General features: G+C 70.3%; 16 protein-coding genes and 1 pseudogene. 1 reads left to right on the top strand and 16 read right to left on the bottom strand.

All coding sequences use genetic code 11. The annotated features are described in order from the left end of the window. Nucleotides 1-81 precede the first annotated feature (81 nt). The 16 genes from ABT063_RS41800 to ABT063_RS41725 all read right to left on the bottom strand — a co-directional run bounded on the left by ABT063_RS41800 (nt 82) and on the right by ABT063_RS41725 (nt 18365). Nucleotides 82-1512 carry a DUF6177 family protein gene (locus ABT063_RS41800; RefSeq protein WP_351066183.1) on the bottom strand — a complete coding sequence of 477 codons (1431 nt, stop codon included), beginning with the start codon at nt 1510-1512 and terminating at the stop codon, nt 82-84. Continuing rightward, complete coding sequence (eccCa, locus tag ABT063_RS41795) at nt 1509-5492, bottom strand: type VII secretion protein EccCa (RefSeq protein ID WP_351066182.1); 3984 nt, start codon at nt 5490-5492, stop codon at nt 1509-1511. The genes ABT063_RS41800 and eccCa overlap by 4 nt, the downstream gene beginning before the upstream one ends. A gap of 89 nt (nt 5493-5581) precedes the next feature. Then, complete coding sequence (locus ABT063_RS41790; protein ID WP_502990996.1) at nt 5582-7072, bottom strand: nucleotide-binding protein; 1491 nt, start codon at nt 7070-7072, stop codon at nt 5582-5584. Nucleotides 7073-7130: 58 nt separating this feature from the next. Next, a complete protein-coding gene (gene eccD, locus ABT063_RS41785) occupies nt 7131-8468 on the bottom strand; it encodes a type VII secretion integral membrane protein EccD (protein ID WP_351066181.1) in 1338 nt (445 codons plus the stop codon). 94 nt (nt 8469-8562) lie between these two features. Beyond that, a complete protein-coding gene (locus tag ABT063_RS41780; protein ID WP_351066180.1) occupies nt 8563-8850 on the bottom strand; it encodes a hypothetical protein in 288 nt (95 codons plus the stop codon). A gap of 52 nt (nt 8851-8902) precedes the next feature. Continuing rightward, on the bottom strand, nt 8903-9370 hold the full coding sequence (locus ABT063_RS41775) for an HD domain-containing protein (RefSeq protein ID WP_502990995.1): 468 nt from the start codon (nt 9368-9370) through the stop codon (nt 8903-8905). Between the two features lie 85 nt (nt 9371-9455). After that, the gene (locus tag ABT063_RS41770) at nt 9456-10649 is read right to left on the bottom strand and encodes a DUF6508 domain-containing protein (RefSeq protein ID WP_351066179.1); all 1194 of its coding nucleotides are present in this window, start codon (nt 10647-10649) and stop codon (nt 9456-9458) included. Nucleotides 10650-10705: 56 nt separating this feature from the next. Next, nucleotides 10706-11107, bottom strand: coding sequence for a hypothetical protein (locus tag ABT063_RS41765; RefSeq protein WP_351066178.1), 402 nt, complete (start codon nt 11105-11107; stop codon nt 10706-10708). Then, a complete protein-coding gene (locus ABT063_RS41760; RefSeq protein WP_351066177.1) occupies nt 11100-11501 on the bottom strand; it encodes a hypothetical protein in 402 nt (133 codons plus the stop codon). Before ABT063_RS41760 ends, ABT063_RS41765 begins: the two co-directional genes overlap by 8 nt. A 42-nt stretch (nt 11502-11543) precedes the next feature. Continuing rightward, nucleotides 11544-14279, bottom strand: a complete 2736-nt coding sequence (locus ABT063_RS41755) for an ADP-ribosyltransferase (RefSeq protein WP_351066176.1) — start codon at nt 14277-14279, stop codon at nt 11544-11546. Further along, nucleotides 14276-14665, bottom strand: coding sequence for a DUF6507 family protein (locus ABT063_RS41750; RefSeq protein WP_351066175.1), 390 nt, complete (start codon nt 14663-14665; stop codon nt 14276-14278). The genes ABT063_RS41755 and ABT063_RS41750 overlap by 4 nt, the downstream gene beginning before the upstream one ends. 43 nt (nt 14666-14708) lie before the next feature. Next, a complete protein-coding gene (locus tag ABT063_RS41745; RefSeq protein WP_095753053.1) occupies nt 14709-15023 on the bottom strand; it encodes a pore-forming ESAT-6 family protein in 315 nt (104 codons plus the stop codon). Nucleotides 15024-15107: 84 nt separating this feature from the next. Continuing rightward, the gene (locus ABT063_RS41740) at nt 15108-15440 is read right to left on the bottom strand and encodes a hypothetical protein (RefSeq protein ID WP_351066174.1); all 333 of its coding nucleotides are present in this window, start codon (nt 15438-15440) and stop codon (nt 15108-15110) included. A 263-nt stretch (nt 15441-15703) separates the two neighbouring features. Next, nucleotides 15704-15991, bottom strand: coding sequence for a toxin-antitoxin system YwqK family antitoxin (locus ABT063_RS41735; RefSeq protein ID WP_351066173.1), 288 nt, complete (start codon nt 15989-15991; stop codon nt 15704-15706). Nucleotides 15992-16081: 90 nt separating this feature from the next. Continuing rightward, a complete protein-coding gene (locus tag ABT063_RS41730) occupies nt 16082-16726 on the bottom strand; it encodes a hypothetical protein (protein WP_351066172.1) in 645 nt (214 codons plus the stop codon). 10 nt (nt 16727-16736) lie between these two features. Further along, nucleotides 16737-18365 (bottom strand): hypothetical protein, encoded by a 1629-nt coding sequence (locus ABT063_RS41725; protein WP_351066171.1) that lies wholly within the window; start codon nt 18363-18365, stop codon nt 16737-16739. A 7-nt stretch (nt 18366-18372) separates the two neighbouring features. Between ABT063_RS41725 and ABT063_RS41720 the strand changes: the two are divergent. Continuing rightward, nucleotides 18373-18605 (top strand): annotated as a pseudogene (locus ABT063_RS41720) (hypothetical protein); the annotation flags it as partial.

Below are 18605 nucleotides of genomic sequence, written 5' to 3'. Positions count from 1 at the left end.
CGGACCCTGAGGACGGCCGCCCGAAAGACCTGGGGAAAGCCCCACCCCGGCTCGTCGGCGCAGGTCAGGGCAGTCTCGGACTCAGCTGCCCTTCAGATGCCTCATCAGGCGCTCGAAGTCCTGCCAGCCCGACAGGTCCGACGGGTCGCCCGGCAGGGGGTAGTACAGCGCCGGGCGGGTCTTCGGGCCCAGTTCCCGCGGAGCCTCGGCGAGCGGGGTGTTGCGGGCCCGGTCGCCGGGCATCTCGCGGACCTCCTCGGCGCCCAGGACGAACGCGTACGGCACGCCGGGGCCTTCGAAGCGCGGCGGCACGGACAGGTCCCGGCGGGCGCGGCGGATCTGGACCAGCATGGACTGCAGGTCGTGCTGCGTGGCGAGGGCCTCCGCCGCGGCGATGACGGCGTCCGTCGGCATCTGCTCGCCCGGGCCGTAGCCGAAGGCCAGTGTCACGTCCTCCTCGACGCCGCCCTTGGTGCGGGTGATGCGGACGGTCGCGAGGCCCGGGCGCTCCGGGCTGCCGACGGCCACCAGCCAGGTCGGCTCGGGCGCCCGCTCGTACGCCACGTCGGTCAACTGCCGCAGGGACCAGGGGAGGTTGGCGGGTTCCTCGGTGCCCCAGCCGGCCGGCGGCTCACCGGTGATCTCCTGCCATACGGCTTCCAGGGCGCCGCCGAGGACGAGCCGCTCGTCGGCCGGGTGGATGGTGCGGAAGGAGATCGCCAGCTGGCGTTCGCCCGTGTCGCCCTTTTCGGCGAGGCCCTCCCCGAAGGAGGCCGCGACCGGTGTGCGCGGGTCCTCCTGGGTGGCCTCCGGCGACTCGACGGTCACGAACAGGCCGTTGCTCCACTGCAGGACGGCTCCGGACAGGCCGTCGTAGTAGCCGTCCCGTTCGTCCTGCACGACCCAGCGCGAGGGCCAGCCGGGCAGGCTGTTGCGGACCGCCGGGGAGAGGCGGGTGCCCGCGGGGGTGACGATCTGCAGGCCGAGCCCGGCGTTCGCGGCCGCGCGGAAGGCGTCCGAGAGCCAGGCGGTCATCGCGACCACCGGGCGGTCCTGGATGATGACGGCGACCTTGTCGGTGAGCACGTCCACGGCCGGTTGGGCGGCGGCCGGCACCGGCGCCACGCTCATCCCGTCCGTCTTGACCACGGCCAGCGACCACGCGGCCCCGGGCGGCCAGGCGGTCCCGCCGACCAGCGTGGCGATGCGCGCGGCGAAGGTCCCGGCGAGCTCCTCGGCCTCCTTGACGCCGGTGGTGGCGCGGGCCTCGGTCCACCAGTACGGCACCTCGGGCTCACGCGCCCCGAGCAGCCGCTCGGCCTCGCCCCGGACCTGCACGAGCAGCGGCGCCTCCACCGAGACGAGCGGGCGGCCCTGCTCGTCGCAGAGCTGCACCACCGCACCCTCTCCCTCGACGCCCACCATCCTGTCCGGGCCGCCGGCGAGCAGACCCGCGAGCACGCTCAACGGGTCGGGCATCTGCTTCGTGAGGGCGATGACGTCCTTCGTCATGGATTCACCTGTGTCCCCGTGTAGACGGTCTGGATCAGCCGGTTCGGTTGGCCCCTGCGGACCAGCACCCCACGGCCGGGCGGCTGCTGGCTCGCGTACACGCCGGGGAAGAGCTGGCCCTCACTCCGGTCGCCCGCCATCACCAGCGCCGAGGCGCCGGACTCGCGCAGCCCCTGCATCAGCGGCTCGTACAGGCCACGGGAGGCGCCCGCGACACGGCGGGTGAGGACGAAGTGCAGGCCGATGTCGACGGCCGAGGGGATGTACGGCACGAAGGGCGCGAGCGGCTGCTGGCCGGCGGTGGTCAGGACGTCGTAGTCGTCGACGAGGATCACGATCCGCGGGCCCGAGAAGCTGCCCGGCTCCAGGTCCTCGCCACCCGCGCTCTCGTCGGGCAGCCGCTTCTCAAGCTCGGTGGCGATGCCGGCGGCGAGCCCGGCGCACAGCTTGGCGTTGTAGGCGTAGCCGCCCCGGTACTCCTCCGGGATGACGCCGCGCAGGCCGCGGCGCGGGTCGAAGACCCCGAAGACCAGTTCGTTGTCGCCGTAGCGCTCGATCAGGCCCTGGGCGACCACCTTGAGCAGGTTGGTCTTGCCGCACTCGCTGTCGCCCATGATCAGCAGGTGCTGGTCGTGTTCGAACAGGTCGATCAGGACGGGGGCCAGCTGCGTCTGGTCCAGGCCGATCGGCACCCGGCGCGGCTCGGACGCCGGGCCGGGCAGCTGCCGCGCCTCCAGGACGTGCGGCAGCACGCGGACCGGCTGGGCGACGTCGCCGGTCCAGGTGGCGCGGATCGAGCGGGCGGCGTGCTCCAGGACCGCGCCGAGGTCGGAGGTGTCGGCGAGGCCGTCGGTGCGGGGCAGGGCGACCTGCGCGAAGAGCTTGCCGTCGGTGAGGATGCGGCCCTTCTCCTCGGGCGAGAGGGTCTCGGCGAGCTTGCGGTCGATGCTGGACTCGCTCGGGTCGTTCAGGCGCAGCTCGACCCGGGTGCCGAACTGGGACTGGGTGGCGATGCGCACGTCGTTCCAGCGGAGCATGCCGGCGACGACGTGGATGCCGTAGCCGCTGCCGCGCTTGAGGATGTCGACGACCGAGTCGTCGAGGTCCTCGAAGTCGTCGCGCAGGGCGCCGAATCCGTCGATGAGCAGCACGATCTCGGTGGAGGCCAGCTCGGGCACGCGGCCCGCGGCGCGCAGGGTGCGCAGCTGCTCCAGCGAGTCGATGTTGTGGATGCGGAAGAGTTCCTCGCGCTGGTCGAGCATGGCGCGCACGGAGTCGATGGTGCGGGCGGCGCGCTCGCGGTCGGCGCGGCCGGCGACCCCGCCGACGTGCGGCAGGCCGGAGAGGGCCTGCAGGCCGCCGCCGACCAGGTCGAGGCCGTAGACGCCGACCTCCTGCGGGGTGTGCGTCAGGGCCAGGGAGAGGGCCAGGGAGCGCAGCAGGGTGGTCTTGCCGGACTGCGGGCCGCCGATGATCGCCGCGTGGCCGCCGGCGAGCGTGAGGTCCAGGTACCACTGGCCCTGCCACTGCTTGGTCGGGTCGTCGAGAAGACCCAGCGGCGCCTGGAGCGGGCCGCGCCGCTTGGCGAGCTGCATGCCGCGCGGGCCGATCTCCACGGGGCCGGCGACCTTGTCGAGGGGGACCCCGGCGGGCAGCGGGGGCAGCCAGATCTGGCGTACCGACCGGGCGCCGGCCCCCTGGAGCTGGTCGATGATCACGCCCAGCTCGGTGGGTCCGGTCTCCCGGCGCCGCATCTGTGGCTCCTCGGGCGCCGAACTCCCGTCGTCGCCGAGGGTGTTGTAGGCCTCGTACTCCAGGGCCAGCGGCCCGGTGTCCTCGGTGTCGCGCTGCACGGGGCCCCGGTAGGCGCCGGAGACGTAGCTGGCCTTGAACCGCTCGTAGTGGCTGGTGTCGACCTTGAGGTAGCCGAAGCCGGGCAGCGGGGGCAGGTGGAAGGCGTCCGTGGTGTCCAGGACCGTACGGGACTCGTCGGCGGAGAAGGTGCGCAGGCCGAGCCGGTACGACAGGTAGGTGTCCAGGCCCTTGAGCTTGCCGCCCTCGATGCGCTGGCTGGACAGCAGCAGGTGGACGCCGATGGAGCGGCCGATCCGGCCGATGGACAGGAACAGGTCGATGAAGTCCGGCTTGGCGGTGAGGAGTTCGCCGAACTCGTCGATCACGACGAACAGGTGCGGCAGCGGCTCCAGGTCGGGGCGCCGCTCGGCGCGCAGCGCGGCGTAGTGGCCGATGTCGGCGACGTTGCCCGCGTCCTTGAGGACCTGCTGCCGGCGCTTGACCTCGCCGGCGAGCGAGGCGTGGACGCGCTCGACGAGGCCGGCCTGGTTCTCCAGGTTGGTGATGACGCCGGCGACGTGCGGCAGGTCGGCGAAGGGGGCGAAGGTGGCGCCGCCCTTGTAGTCGACGAGGACGAGGGCCAGGTCCTCCGGCGGGTGCGTGGCGACCAGGGCGAGGACCAGGGTGCGCAGCAGCTCGGACTTGCCGGAGCCGGTGGCGCCGACGCACAGGCCGTGCGGGCCCATGCCCAGTTCGGAGGACTCCTTCAGGTCGAGCAGCACGGGTTCCTTGGAGTCGCTGACGCCGATGGGCACGCGCAGGAAGGCCCGTTCGCCGCGCGGCGCCCACAGCCGGTTCAGGTCGAGGCCGGCCACGTCGTCGATGCCGAGCAGTTCGGCGAAGTCGACCGGGCCGGTGAGCGGCGCGTCGACCATCGACTCCGCGGACAGCCTGAGCGGAGCGAGCATCCGGGCGAAGCCCTCGGCGAAGGGGATGCCGATCTCGTCGACGGTGCCGTGGGCGCTGATCGGCTCCGGCATGCGCAGGTCCTCGATGACGACGCGCTCGCCGTCGACGGTGATGCGCACGCCGACGCTGCCGGGCTCCTGGACCCGCTGGTCGAGCAGGTGCAGGACGGTGACACCCATGTCGCGCAGGCCGACCGCGTCGTCGGGGCGCGGCAGGTCGACGGCGTCGTCGCCGTGTCCGTCGGCGACGACGAGCAGCCGGGAGGTCATGGCGAGGGCGTCCTTGCCGGACAGACCGCGGCGCACTTCGGCGGCGTAGGAGGCGCGGCGGCGCAGCTCGGGGCCGATCTGCCGGGCCAGTTGGGGCAGGGAGGGCGCGATCCGGCGGGCGGCGACGGGGCCGTCGAACTGCTCGGTGTCGAGCAGGTGCGGCAGCCACTTGGCCCATTCCCAGTCGGCGATCCGGTCGCCGGGCGCGGCCAGCGCCATGGCCACGTCGTCGGGCGCGTGGGTGGCGGCGGCCTGCGCGATCAGTGCGCGGGCGACCCGGAGGGTGTCCTCACGCTCGCCGATGACGGTGATGTTGCCGACGCGGTCGAGCGGGACGGTGAGCGGGAGTTCGGTGCCGCTGCTGAAGCGGGACACCAGCGCGGAGGCCTCGTTCAGCATGAACTCGTCGGGCGGGGTGAGCACGGAGGATCCGGGCGGGGCCACCTTCAGGTCGCGCACCGGCATCTCACCGGTGCCGACGCGGACCCGCAGGAAGTCGGCGTCGAGCCGGCGCCGCTCCCACAGCCGGGCGGGGTCGCGCACGATGTCGTACAGCGCGTCCGGCGGCGGGTTGAGCACCTGGGTGCTCTCGCGCCGCTCCCGCTCCTCCTTGGACAGTTCCTCGCGCAGGTCCTCCAGGTAGGCGAGGTAGGCCTCGCGCTGGGTGCGGCGGGTGCGCTGCGCCTTGCCGCGCTGGGAGAAGACCATGACGAGCGAGCCGATGATGGTGACGACGAGGATGATCGCGCCCAGCGCCGCGAACTGGCTGTTGCGGACGACCGTCATCATCACGACGGACGACATGACACCGGCGACGGGCAGCAGCGAGGTCGCTATGGAGCCCGTCTTGCCGTCGGGCAGGTTGGGCGGCGCCTCGATGGTGCGCGGCTCGGGAGAGGCCGGAGGCCGGGTGGTCCGGGCCGGCCGGTGGATCAGTCGGGTGCTCATCGTCCTTCTAGCCTTTGTCCTCGAGGTCCTTCGAGTCCCTTCGAGATCTCTTCGAGAGCCCTTCGAGATCCCTTCGTGCTCGGGAGGGTTCAGCGGCGCTTCTGGGAGAGCTGGAAGGCCTCCGCGGCCAGGCGGGTGGCGGCCTCCCGGGTGTCCCGCGCGAGCAGGTCGGTGCGGATGATCCCGCCGGCCGCTAGATGGCGGTCGTAGGGCAGGACGCGCACGCTCGCCCCGGTCGCCTTCAGCTGCTCGGCGGCCTTGTCGAGGTCGATGCCGGTGTGCGGCACGGTCTCGGTGAGCACGACGACGGTCGTGGTGGTGATGTCCCGGGGCAGACCGCGCATCCACTCCAGGACGGCGTGCGTGCTGGCGATGCCCTCCAGCGTGGCGGGCACGGTGAGGATGCGGGCCTGGGCGGCGGACAGGGCGGTGCGGGCGACCTCGGCGGGCAGCGTCTCGCAGTCGACGACGGTCACGCCGAAGTAGCGGCGCGACGACACCATGATCCGCTCGTAGCCCTTGGTGTCGAGCATGGCCCCGACCTGGCCCTGGCTGCCGGGCAACAGCCAGGCGTTGTCGGGCAGTTGGACCAGGTAGCCGGTGACGTCGAGCAGCGTCATCTGCGGTTCGACGACCTCGGCGAGGTCGCCGGTGGTCCAGCGTGTGCTCTCCGCGCCGAGCCGCACCGGCAGCGAGCCGAGCGCCGGATCGGCCTCGACGACGAGGACCGGGTCCTGGCGGTAGTGGGCGTAGGTGGTGCCGAGCAGGGCGGCGACCGTCGTCTTGCCCGAGCCGCCGCGGATGGAGGTCACCGCGATCTGCCGGCCGGTGGTGACCGGCTGCTGCAGTATCTCGGCGGTCGCGGTGGTCTCGGCGACCTCACGCGCGGCCGAGGAGGAGACGGTACGGCGTACGGCACGCAGGGCGCGGGCGGTGAACGGCTCCCCGCGCCGGGGCGCCCGGGCGGAGGAGACGAGCTTCTTGTCGACCACGGGGCGGCTCTCGCGGTTGGCGCGGGACGACCGGGCGCGCGGGGCGGGGGTCTGGTCGGCGTACTGCTGGGGCTGCGGGCCGGGGTTCTGCTGGGGCTGGGGGTGGGGCTGGCCGGCGTAGGGCTGCGGCTGGGCGTGGTTGGCCTGTTGCTGGGCGTAGGCCTGCTGTGCGTAGGCCGGGTCGGCATACGGCGGCTGGCCCTGCGCGGGGTGGGGCTGCTGCGGGTGGGGCTGCTGTGGCTGGGGCTGCTGTGGCTGGGGCTGCTGTGGCTGGGCGGCGTACTGGCCGCCGTAGGCCTGCTGTTGGTGGGCCGCGGACTGGTCGCCGTACGCCTGCTGCTGGTACTGCTGCGGGTAGCCGTACCCAGGTGCCTGGCCCTGCGCCTGGCCCTGCGCCTGGCCCTGGCCCTGCGTCCCCTGCTGCTCTGCCTGCTGTTGGGGCGCCCGCTGTTCCCGCTGCTGAGGCGCCTGTGGTGGCTGGCCGCCCTGTTGTGCGGCACGCTGCTGGGGCGTGCCGCCCCTCAGGTCGCGCAGCACGTCGTTCTGCCAGTTGTCCCCGCTCGGCATGTCGCCCTTCTCTCCTGCCACGCCCCCGTCTCGTCGTCCCGTGGGAGCGACAGCACGTCGGCGTCTGGTCTTCGAAGCCTCAGAACTTGTTGAGCAGCTGCCCGTAGATGCCGAACACCCCGATGGCGAGCGGGAAGAGCCCGATCACTCCGAGGGACTCGATCAGATCGGCGAACCGCCGCAGCCGCACCCGGACGTGCTCCGGCGGCTCGATCCCGAGAACCAGCAGCGGCAGCAGTGCCGCGGCGCCCAGCAGGACGAGAGCTCCGGCGCCCCCGGTGTGGTCCAGCCACAGCACCGCGAGGCGTACGACGAGCAGTGCCGCCGCCCCGAACAGCGCCACGACCTCGGCGACCAGCGGGAAGGCCCGCGCCCGGGACAGCAGTACGACGGCGGTGAGCGAGGCGAGGGTCACCGTCCAGGCGGTCGGTTCCTTCGCGGTGGTCAGCAGCCAGCCGCCGGCGGCGGCCGACGCGGCGGTGACCACGGTGGCGAGGGCGAGTCCGCGGTGGGTGGCGGCGAGGGCGTTGGCGACCTGATGCCGGCTCACCGACGTGCCGGTGGAACGCTTGTCGTCGAGCGCGGTGAGTCCCGAGGCCATCAGCGCGAACCGGGGCAGCAGCCCGAGCAGGATGACGGAGACCACGGCCATCACGGCGCCGATCCGGTCCGCCCGGTCCTGTACGGCGGCGACGACCTCCCACACGAGAGCGACGCCGACGATAGCCCCGGCCCCGATGAGTCCGCCGCGGCCGAGCGGCGAACAGTAGGCGAGCAGCACGAGTGTGAGCACCAGCGCGGCGGCGATTGAGGCCAACCGGGCCGTGCCGCCCCAGTCGTAGGCGTCGGCGGCGGTCCAGGCGGTGAGCAGGCCGAGCACGCCGGAGGCGAGCAGCAGCGCGGTGGCCAGGCCCTGGTTGCCCTCGCCGATCTTCGCCATGAGCGCACCGGCGATCATGAACAGGACGGTGACGGCGGCGAGTCCGGTGGTGACGGACTCCAGCGAGAACTCCTGCCGGGCCAGCACGGCCGCGGCCACGGCGAACACGACGGTGGCCACACCGGCGCTGACCCGGCGTGCGGCCGGACGCCAGCGCCAGGTCCGCAGGTCGAGGTCGTCGGCGACCTGGTCGGTGACGTCGTGCACGACCGGCGCCGGCGGAGCGGCGTGGGCGCGGACGAGACGCAGCACGGCGCCGTCGGGGACCTCCGACGACGACAGCGTGGCGTCATGCGGCAGCGCCGAACCGTCGGAGGTGATCAGCTGGCGGGTGGTCGGCCGGGTGGCGGCCCGGTCGTCCAGCAACCGCAGTATGTCGGGGAGCAGTTGGCCGATCGGAGTGTCCGACGGCAGCACGAGGTCGGCGCGTCGCCGCTCGCCGATCAGGGTGACCCGGCTCAGCTGGGTCCGAGACATCGTTGGGGTGCTCACCACTCACCGGAACCTATCATCGCGTCATTTCGGCCACGGGTGTGCGCTGACGTGATCACGCCGACCATGCACACCGTATTCACTGCTTCTCCGCGGAGGGACTCGCCGTCGGGTTGTACAGCTGCTCCTGCTGCTGTTGCTGCTTCTTCTCCTCGGCCTTCTGCTTGTCCAAGGTGGACTGGAGGAAGGACCACCCGATGCATCCGGCGCACAGTACGGCCGCGATCGCGATGCCCGCGAACATCTTGCCGAACCGCTCGTCCGCCGTCCGCCGACCGCGCTGCGCGCCGAACAGCAGCGCGTCGCGCATCCGGCGCCGGCGCACCGCCACCGACTCCAGCAGCTGGCTGTCGTAGTCCCGTGCCATTCAAGTCGTCCTGTGCATGTGGGGTCAGTTGGGATCAGTCGGTCCGTCGGGGTCAGTCGCCCGGGGCGAGGCCGAGATGCTGCCGCATGGCGGCGTACTTCTGCTTCAGCCGGCGGGCGGTGTGCTCGTCGAGTACGGCGAGACGGCCGGGGTCGGCGTTGTGCGCGAGGTCGGCCGCCTTGACCAGCCGGGCGCCGGGGGTGGCCAGGATCCGGCGCGCGTACGCCTGCTGCTCCTCGTCCGGCCGCTTGGTCATGGCCCGTACGACGTCCTTGGTGCGCTGCGGGAGGGCGGCCGTTTCCAGCCACTCCTCGCTCAGCACCCCGTCCTCGATGGCGTCGTGCAGCCACGCGGCGGCGATGAGTTCGTCTCCCCCGCCCCGGGCGCGCACGCCTTCGGCGACGGCCGACAGATGCTCGGCGTACGGCCGTCCGGCCTTGTCCGTCTGCCCGGCGTGCGCGGCACGCGCGACGGCCTCGACCTCGGCCGGACTCATCTCCTGTGGCATGTCCTGCGGCATGCGGAATCCCCCTGACTTCGCTTCCGCAACATAAGTCATGGACGCGCCACCCGTACAGCCGGGTTGCGACAGCCCCTCCTCTTCATCACACGCCTCCCGACAACCCCGTCACGATCATGAAAAGCACCCACAGCACCGGGATGAGCGCGACGTAGGCGCGGGGCCGCCGGTGGATGGGTACGCCGGGGTCGTAGCGCGGGCCGAGCATGCCCGGCCCGGGGGCGGCGAGCTGCTTCACCTTCCGCACGGCGAGGAGGTTCCGTACCAGCGTCAACGGCGCGAAGACGAAGAGGGAGAACGGGCTCCACCAGCCCACGCAGAGCGTGTGGGTGGTCAGGGCGCGGTGCACGGCCAGTCCGCAGGTCATGCACATGGGGCCGTCCATCCTCTTGAACCCGAAGAAGATGATCAGTCCTCGGTGGGCTCGGAAGGTGACGTCGGCGGCGGGGGAACCTCCACAGAACTTGCACATGGAGGAGGTGGGGTCGGGGGTGTCCCGGAGGGCCTTCGGCTGGAAGGTGGGGTCGGTGGAGGGCTGCTCGGCGGGAGGATCGGCGTCGGGCGAGGGCTCGTCGACGTCAGGATCGGCGTACCAGGCGCGGAGCGAGTTGGCTATGGCATCCAGGAGGCCGCTCTTCAGGGCCTTGTCGATCGTCCCGTCGGAGAATTTCTCCCCGCGCACGACTGTGGTCGCGGCGCGTACGGCGTCGGCGGGCCGCAGCCGTCCGTCCGGCGGCACTTGGAGCAGCGGACCGTCCACCCACCGGTGCTCGGGGGTTACGGCGCCGACGCCGATCAGGGCGCTGACAGCCCGATTCAGCGGTTGGCTGTAGATGGGGAACGGCACGTGAATGGCACCGCTCGGCAGCTTCTGCCCCCCGCCCCACTTCACGTCCCGGTCCTCGTCCGTGAGCGCGTCGAAGGCGTCGGCGAGTTCCTGCCATGCCTGCGCGTTGTCGCGGTCGAGCTGGGCGAGCAGGCGCCGGTCGTCGGCCGGGGTGACGGTGCTGGCGAGTTCCTCGATCGCTGCGGCATCGGGGGCCTCGGTGACGGGGCCGACGCCCGGTTCGTGGCTGAGGAGGTTGAGGACGCCGAGGGGCGTCAGGCCGCGTTCGTGGGCCTCACGGACCCTGCCGTACCACTCCATCCCCGCGTCGTAGGCGCTGCTGCTGCTCGCCTTCCGGTTGATCCACTCTACGTCGGTGGCATCGCCCCAGGCGTATCCGATGACTTCGCCGTCGGGGGCGGTGACGGTGATGTAGTGCACGGGACTGGACATGCTGCTCAGGCCTCGGGGGCCAGTTCCTCCACGGGTGCTCGGTTGATCAGCGCTCGCTAATCGGCCTTGGCGAGGGCCTCGACGGCTGCGGCGTTCGGGGCGTCGGTGAGGGAGCCTGGCAGAGCCCGGCCGTACTTGCTCTCCGGGTTGGCCAGGAGCTCCCTGAGTGCCTGGGACGGTGGAAACCCCCGCCCCTTGGCGTCCTCCAGCCGGTTGAACCAGCCGAGCCCCTCCATCAAAGCCCGGGGGCCGACGGCCTCCCGGGGTACCCACGCGGCGGCATCGTCCTCGTCACCAGCCCACACGTACCCGAGGACCCCACCGCCATCCTTGTCGACCACCGTGAAGTACTGCACCGGCTTGTCGGTCCAGTCCCGGTAGCGCGGCGGACCACCCGGTCGCTCCAGGAACCACATGTCCTCGTCAAAGCGTGGGTTGACCGGCCGTCCGCTAGTCACCTTTGGCGAGGGCCTCGACCGCGGCGGCGTTCGGGCCGTCGGCGAGGGAGCCCGGGAGGGGGCGACCCTTGCCGGCAGTCTCCGGGTTGCCGTACAACTCGGCGAGGGCCTGGGACGGCAGAAGGCCCCGCTGCTTGGCATCGCGCAGGCGACGGCTCCAGAAGCCGCCTTCGTTCGCTGCACGGGGGCCGCCAGCCTGCCGCGGTTCCCACGCGGCGGCCTCGCCCTCGTCGCTGGCCCATACGTAACCGAGGACCGCGCCATCTTGCTTGTCGACCACTGTGAAGTAACCCACCGGCTTGTCGGTGTAATTTCGGTATCGCGGCGGACCCGACACGAGGTTGAAGTGCACGTCATCATTGAAGCGCGGGTTGATCGGTCGTTCATCGCTCATGGCATCCACATTCCTCTGGCTCGGGATGATCTGCAACGAAGGCTACGGCTTCGGCCTCGGCAGAATCTCCCCGTATACGTGCCACTTGCCCATCGTGTCCTGGAAGACGCGCGTCACCTTGTACTCGGAGCCCTTGGCGAGGAGCAGCTCGCGTTCTCCCTTGACCTGGGTGATGGACTCCAGCCAGAGGGCGGGGGTGTCCTTCGGCACCCGCAGGTGCATCCACACAGGCTTCTTGTCGAACGGGGGCGGCGGCGTCTTGCCGAGTGCCGTGGAGGTGAACGCCTTGTCGTCGAACACACCGCCCTGCATCTCCTCCGGTGACCTCAGTGGCTGGCCGTCGATCTTGATGTGGTCGACCCCGGTGCCGCGCACGACCATGACGTCCTCAGGCACGGGACGGGCGTCCATGATCTCGTCCATGTTCTTGATGGTGTCGAGGATGTGCTGGGGCGCGTCCGTGTCGAAGCGGAGGTGGTTGTTGATCGGGTCGTAGGCAGAACCGGTGTAGGTGACGACCCCACTCCTCGTCTCGGGGTCGAGCCCCCTCATGAACTCGTCCCAGTACGCGTTGCCATAGGCCAGGCCCGCCTCGTTGCTGACGCTGGGCCCGGGATTCGTGCCGCGCGCCAGTTCGGCCTCGGCCACCGCGTGCTTCTCCGCGTCGGTGGCCAGGTTGTCGAAGTCGTCCGCCGACATGTGCGGCTTGTAGTCGAACGGCTCCCCGGCCCCACTGCCCGGCACGTCCGCACCCTGATGGCCCGGAGCGACCGGGGCATCGGTGCCGTGGTGCACGGCGGCATCCACAGTGGCGTCCCCAACGCCCGCGTGATCACCGGCATGCCCGGCATCGTCCGCGTGATGACCGACACCGTCGTCACCGTGTCCGGCCCCGTGCGAGGCGTCGTCGGCGTGACCGACGCCGGGAGCGCCGTGGCCCGGTCCGTGCGGGGCATCCGGGGTGTGGCCGCCGGTGCCGGGAACGTCGTGACCGCCGGGGTGCGGCGCTGTGGTCGGGACCTGGTCGTACGCAGCGTTGGCCGCCGGAGTCTGGTGGTACCACGGGGTCGCGCCCCCAGGGTGGACGGCGCCACCGGGAACATTCGGACCACCGGTGTGCGGCGTCGGCGCCGGAGCGTCATGCGGGGCAGCGGCCGGAGTCTGGTCGTACGACGACGGCGACGGGGCGTGATCGTACGCGGACGGCGCGGGGCCATAGCCGGACGGGCTCGGCGCGTGGCCGTACCCGGAGGCGCTCGGCGCCTGGCCGTACCCGGACGGCGACGGCGCGTGGTCGTACGCCGACGACGTGGGCGTCGTATCGAAGCCGCCCCCCGGCGCATGCCCCGCGGCCGTGGTCGGCGCAGCGGTGGTGGGCGTGTTGTAGTGCCCGGCACCAGCGGCGTTGTCAACCGTGTGCGCGGCCCCGTCGGTGCCCGCCTGGGCGGCCGCATACGACGGGGTCGGGGCGCCCTGCGTCGTCCAGTGGGCCGGCAGCGTCGGCGTGGTCCCGGCTCCGTGCGGGACCGTCGGGCCGGCATCGTGGGGAACCGGCGTCGTTTCAATGGTGCCGTTGGGCGCGACGAGGTTGCCGTTCGGGTCCATCAGGCGACCGTCGGGCAGGCTGACGGCACCGTCGGGGAGGGTGGGGATGTCGATGTTGCCGACACCCTTCAGGCTCGTGGCGATGTCGCCGATCTTCGACAGACCGGCGCCCGCGCCCTTGGCGATGTAGGTCATCGGGTCGATGACCCGACCCGCCTTGCCCGCCACGGACAGCGCCTTCGCCACCGCGCCCGCCTTACCGGCACCCGCCACACCGGCACCCGCACCACCGGTGAACACAGTCGTCACCACATTGAAGGTGACCGCACCGGCCGCACGGGCGGGGTTCTTGCCCCACTCGTCCCACGCCACCAGCGCCTTGCCCGTCTCCTTCATCGCGGTGCGCGAGTCGCGCAGCCAGGAGGGCATCTTGTCGGCGGGCATCGCCCAGAACATCGCCCCCACCCCGGGGATGGAGGAAATCGCCAGACCGGTGGCGAGCTGGGCCAGGCCCTTCCAGGCCTGCCCCATCGCCTCCCAGCCGCCGAACCCGACCAGCGTGCCCAGCCCCTTGATGGTGCCCCAGATGCCGTCCACGATCAGGCCGTCCCAGACAAAGGACTTCACCCAGTGGCCGACCTCGTACCACTTGTGCTTCTCCTCCACCGGGTCACCCCAGGGAAGCTTCGCGTTCTTCATGTCCTCGGCGCTGAACCCGTACTGGTCCTTACGCTCCGAACCATCCCCCGCCACCATCTGCGTCCCGCCCCACAAGGCGGTGATCTTGTTGTGGCAGGTCCGCTCCGCAGCCCAGAACGCCGCCACCGTCGCGGTGATCTCGTCTCGCAGCTGGTTGTGCTCGTCGACCTTGTCGCCGTCGTACTCCCACTCGTCGTCGTCCTTGACGGAGTCGACGAACGCCACGGCCTTGGCCTTGAGTTCCTTCAGCTTGGCGTCCAGCGGCCGGATCTCCGTCGCGTACGACTCCAGGGCCGACGACACCGTCTCCAGGTCCGTGGCGAAATCGTCCGCCCGCTCCTTCACCGGCTTCGTCGTCGCGAACAACTGCTCCGCCTCCGGAGCCGTGTAATACGCCGACAACCCCTGGAACTGCGAATGCACATCCTCGCCGGTCTTACGGACATGACCGGCGTCCTTCTTCAGATCCGCGTAATCAACCTCCAGCTGCGGCAGGTTACCCGTGAACTGCGGAATCTGCTCCGGCTTGATCACGCCTTGCCCTTCCCCGGCATATCAAGCTTCGGCGCGCTCAGCGTATTGCGCTGCGCCTCCGCCGCCATCTCCTGATCGCCATTGAGATAGGCCGTCGTGGCATCCGCCGCACCCTGCAACGACTTACCCGCCCGAGCCGCCACGAACTGCAGATCCTTCGACGCCCGCTCCGCATACTGCGACAAGGCAAGGGCCACCAGACCACCCGCGGCCTTCTCGCCACCCTCGCCGCCACCACCCTCGGCGGAAACCGTGCCCGCGCTCGTCGCCGCCGACGTCAAGTGCTTCCCGAACGCCTTCGCGTACTTCTCCATGTTCGACGCCGTCTCACCCGTCGTCTTCAGAACATGCGAAATACCCTGCGGATTCAAATCCCAGCCGGGCACCGAAACCCCCGTTACCTAACTTCCGAACCGAACAAACCGACAGTCAGCCGATGTTGTCGACCGCGGCCTTCGCCCGCTGGATCGTCGACTGCGCCGTACCGTCGTTCTTCTCCAGCGTCGACTTCAGCAGCCCGATGATGTTCTTCACTTCCTGCGAGGCGTTGTTCCACCGCTGTTCCTTGCCGTGGTACTCATCCGCCACGCCATCCGCCGTGAAGTCGGCCATCGCCGCCTTGACCTGACGGTCACGGTTACCGATCACCTCTTCCAGACGACCGATCACCACCTGGATGTTGGACTGCGCATCCGCCGACGCACCCGTGTCGTACGACCGACGATCCGAACCCGCACCCGCCATCACACACCACTCCCCGAGAAACCAAGCAAACAGAAAGAAACCGACAAAACCAGGGCCTCAACACCCCGGCCGGCACGACTCAACTCAACGCCCGCCGAAGCGCGCCGCGTCGAAGTTGGCGGCACCCATCTGCTGTCGCGCGTTGTCGCCCTGCTCCTGGTCACCCGAGCTGAACGCGGAGTCCATCCCCGACTGACCGCCCAGGATCGCCGCCAGCGACCCGTTCAGATCCGAGGTGATCCTGTCGGCCTGCGCCTTGAACTGGTCGAACATCACGCGGCCCGAACCGTTGAACTTGCCCTCCAGCGGCTGCGCCGCCTGCACCAACTGCCGGATCAGCGTGCCGAGGTCATCACTCGCCCCCCGCGAATCACGCTGCAGCGTGGACAGCGTCTGCGCACCCATGTCGAACTTCACGATGCCTCCCCCGTTGGGCTCCTACGGCGACCGATCCCGGCCCGCCTCGTCTATTCCCAGCCATCTCTATCAACTCGGCAGTTGCCTGTGCAATCGAGGTCCCCGGCGCTCACAGAAGCGCCACAAGTCGGACCGGAGGCCGTTACTCGCGGCGAGTGGTCGGTCAAATACTCCCTGTAACTCCAGGTGTTGGGGCCGATCCCCGCACCGCCCTCGTCCCGTTCGCAGCTGATCGGTCTCGTCCCGCTCCCGGTCCGACAGCATCATCGTCCGTCTTCGCTGATCGCCTTCTCACCGGCCAGGACGCCGTTCGGATGCCATCTGCGCCAGACACCGACAGCGCGCGACTGGTACGCCGTCCCCTCGGACCGGAACGTGCCATCGCGATACCGCTCCCAGGACGGACCGTGGGGCAGCCCGTCCACGTACGTTTCCAGGCTCACGAGATCGCCACCGAGCCGCTCCTGGGCCTCACTCGTGAACAACTCCCCGCGCTTGTACCACTCACGGAACGGGCCATCCCGGAATCCGGTGTACGTCGCCAGACTCACGCGATGGCTCGCGAGGTACTCCTCGACTTCACCAGTGAACGGGCACCCCGATACAGGAGCCGGTAGGCATAATTCAGGCATCCACCCCAGTCAGAGGCTGCCTGTCACATCGGGTCCCAAGCCGTCGTCGTACGGCTCGGGAGTGGCGAGGCCCTGCTCCGTCGCGGCACCGAAGATTGTGGGCTCGCCAGGCTCGCCACCCACACCAAGAAGCTCGTTGAGATCCTGAAGCACCGCCGCAAGGCGAGGAGCATTACGCCGGTGCACATCGGGGTGCGGATGACCCGAGAAATCGAACCACGCCCAAACGTCGTGGTACACCGCGAGCTCCGCGGAGAGGCCCACTGGAGCAGGTGAGACAGACAACTCGACAAGACGTGGCTCACGGTGCGATTCACCATCAGCATCGAGCCACTGCCCCGGGCCAATCACATACAGGTCATCAACCTCCGCATCCGGGAAGCCGACAGGCTGACTGGCACGAACCCGATCAGGCAGACTGGCGTCGCCCAGGGGAACCGTGAGCGCCAGCTGCGTCATGATGTTGATGCCCCCCGAACCGGAGACATACCAACGATATTCCAACTGCTGCGGAAGCAAGAGGTCGTGCTTCCGCACGACGTCGGCCATACGCGACGCCGTCGTCAGTGCGGACTCCAGTCCCGGCGGGGCGAGTTCCTCAAGGTCCCAGAACCAGGAGCCGCACGGACGCGGGGCACGCTTCAAGGTCGACATGACTACTACCTCACGGGAACAAAGGGTGGCCGTTGGCCGGTACGGTGACAGAACCATCGTGGAAGCGAAGGTGGAACGTGGCCCCTGTCCTGCGAGCCTGGAATTCTACTTCCCTGAACATTTTGGCATTGAGTTCTGCCATCGGCTGATGTACGTCGAGAATCGCGACCTTCTTCGCGCCCGCCACATCGGGCAGGAGCTGTTTGGCAGCACTCTTTGATGCGCCCCTGATGCCCTGGATGTTGTCGACGTCCTTCAACTGGTAGCCGTAGTGCGGCGTGCCATCGGGGTGGAGCGTAGTGACATCCAGATCGAGACCAGTCGCCTCATCCTTCAATTCGAATGCGAGGTGTGTGAAGCCCTTGTTCTGCAACTCCGTCGCATGAGTCAGCGCCATGTAGGCAGCCGGAACCATGCCCTTCTGGTCGCCCTTGCCGGCCTGCTTGCACATGTTGAGGATCTCTTGGTAGTTCTTCGTGCCACTCAAATGCCCCCGAGAAAGCAGATCGGCCACCTCTGCGCCATAAGGCTCCTTTCCCAGAGTACGCAGAACCTTGGCCTGGTCCGCAGCACTCATCTTCTCCCGGGTCAGCGCCTCCGTCAGCGCCGCCTCCTGCTCAGGGCGCATGGGTTCGGACGGGGGGCGAGAAGCGTGGTCACCCGTGCCGTACCGATCCGGTGAAATCTCGTCGATGGGACGAGCACCCGAGTGCCCACCGCCAGGCAGGTCCGTGTGCCCGGTTCCGGGCGGAGCGTGACCAGCATCGGACGAGCTGCCGACTCCCTCGTTGCCGGGGCTCTGTGCCTCGTGGTGGCCTCCGGCCGCCGGGCTCTCACCGTGCCCGCCCGTACCCCCGTGATCGTGGCCATTGCCGCCAGGGCCGTCCGAACCTCCGCCCGTGTGACTGGACGGCGGTTCGTGACTGGCGGACGGTCCCCTCGCCAGGTCGTCGGCTCGGCCGCCAGGCAGGTGGTCGGCGGTGCCACTGGGGAGATGGCTTCCCGAAACTCCGCCGGGCAGGTCGCCTCCCCCCGCGTGGACGGTGGGTACGTCGCCGCCTGCGTGGACCGCCGGGGTGGTGGGGACGTCCGCGCCCACCCGGCCGACGTCGCCGAGGTTGTTGTCCACGCTGTCGCCGAGGCGGATGTGCTGGCCGGCCTGGTCGGCGGTATGAGCGCCCGCGCCCACCAGAGCCGGTTCACGGACCGGGGAGTCCACGCGCGGCACGTCCGCGCCGGTGGCCGGGGTGCCCGCGTCGGGCTGGTCGACGATGTCGCCGGGGCCGTCCTCGGCCTTCTGGAGGACGTTGCCGCGCTCGTCGAGGATGTTGCCGTCCGGGTCGTAGTAGCGGGCCGGGGCTCCCTCGTCCGTGGGCAGCCTGGTAGTGCCTTCCGGCAGTGCCGGGGCGTCGTCGGGCAGCTTGATATTGCCGTCCGGCAGCCGGGTCGCTCCCTCCGGGATCGCCGCGCCCTCGGGCAGGTTCACCGTCCCGTCGGGGAGCTTGACCGCCCCCTCAGGCAGCGTGATCGCGTTCTCGGGAAGAGCCGGGATATCGATGTTGCCGACACCCTTCAGGCTGGCGGCGATGTCCCCGATCTTCGACAGCCCCGCGCCCGCGCCCTTGGCGATGTACGTCATCGGGTCGATGACCCGACCCGCCTTGCCCGCCACGGACAGCGCCTTCGCCACCGCACCCGCCTTACCGGCACCCGCCACACCGGCACCCGCACCACCGGTGAACACAGTCGTCACCACATTGAAGGTGACCGCACCGGCCGCACGCGCGGGGTTCTTGCCCCACTCGTCCCACGCCACCAGCGCCTTGCCCGTCTCCTTCATCGCGGTGCGCGAGTCGCGCAGCCAGGAGGGCATCTTGTC

Origin of the sequence: Streptomyces sp. NPDC002838, assembly GCF_040295365.1 — a bacterium.
GTDB lineage: Bacteria > Actinomycetota > Actinomycetes > Streptomycetales > Streptomycetaceae > Streptomyces.
Note: the sequence above shows the minus strand (reverse complement) of the source record. Positions and strands in the feature narration are given on the sequence as shown.

Bases quoted from the DNA above. Each gene is read 5' to 3' on its own strand.
- ABT063_RS41780 (WP_351066180.1), bottom strand. From the start codon at position 8,850: ATGGCACGGGACTACGACAGCCAGCTGCTGGAGTCGGTGGCGGTGCGC.
- ABT063_RS41760 (WP_351066177.1), bottom strand. From the start codon at position 11,501: ATGAGCGATGAACGACCGATCAACCCGCGCTTCAATGATGACGTGCAC.
- ABT063_RS41745 (WP_095753053.1), bottom strand. From the start codon at position 15,023: ATGGCGGGTGCGGGTTCGGATCGTCGGTCGTACGACACGGGTGCGTCG.
- ABT063_RS41770 (WP_351066179.1), bottom strand. From the start codon at position 10,649: ATGTCCAGTCCCGTGCACTACATCACCGTCACCGCCCCCGACGGCGAA.
- ABT063_RS41800 (WP_351066183.1), bottom strand. From the start codon at position 1,512: ATGACGAAGGACGTCATCGCCCTCACGAAGCAGATGCCCGACCCGTTG.
- ABT063_RS41730 (WP_351066172.1), bottom strand. From the start codon at position 16,726: ATGTCGACCTTGAAGCGTGCCCCGCGTCCGTGCGGCTCCTGGTTCTGG.
- ABT063_RS41775 (WP_502990995.1), bottom strand. From the start codon at position 9,370: ATGCCGCAGGACATGCCACAGGAGATGAGTCCGGCCGAGGTCGAGGCC.
- eccCa (WP_351066182.1), bottom strand. From the start codon at position 5,492: ATGAGCACCCGACTGATCCACCGGCCGGCCCGGACCACCCGGCCTCCG.
- eccD (WP_351066181.1), bottom strand. From the start codon at position 8,468: ATGTCTCGGACCCAGCTGAGCCGGGTCACCCTGATCGGCGAGCGGCGA.
- ABT063_RS41725 (WP_351066171.1), bottom strand. From the start codon at position 18,365: ATGACGTACATCGCCAAGGGCGCGGGCGCGGGGCTGTCGAAGATCGGG.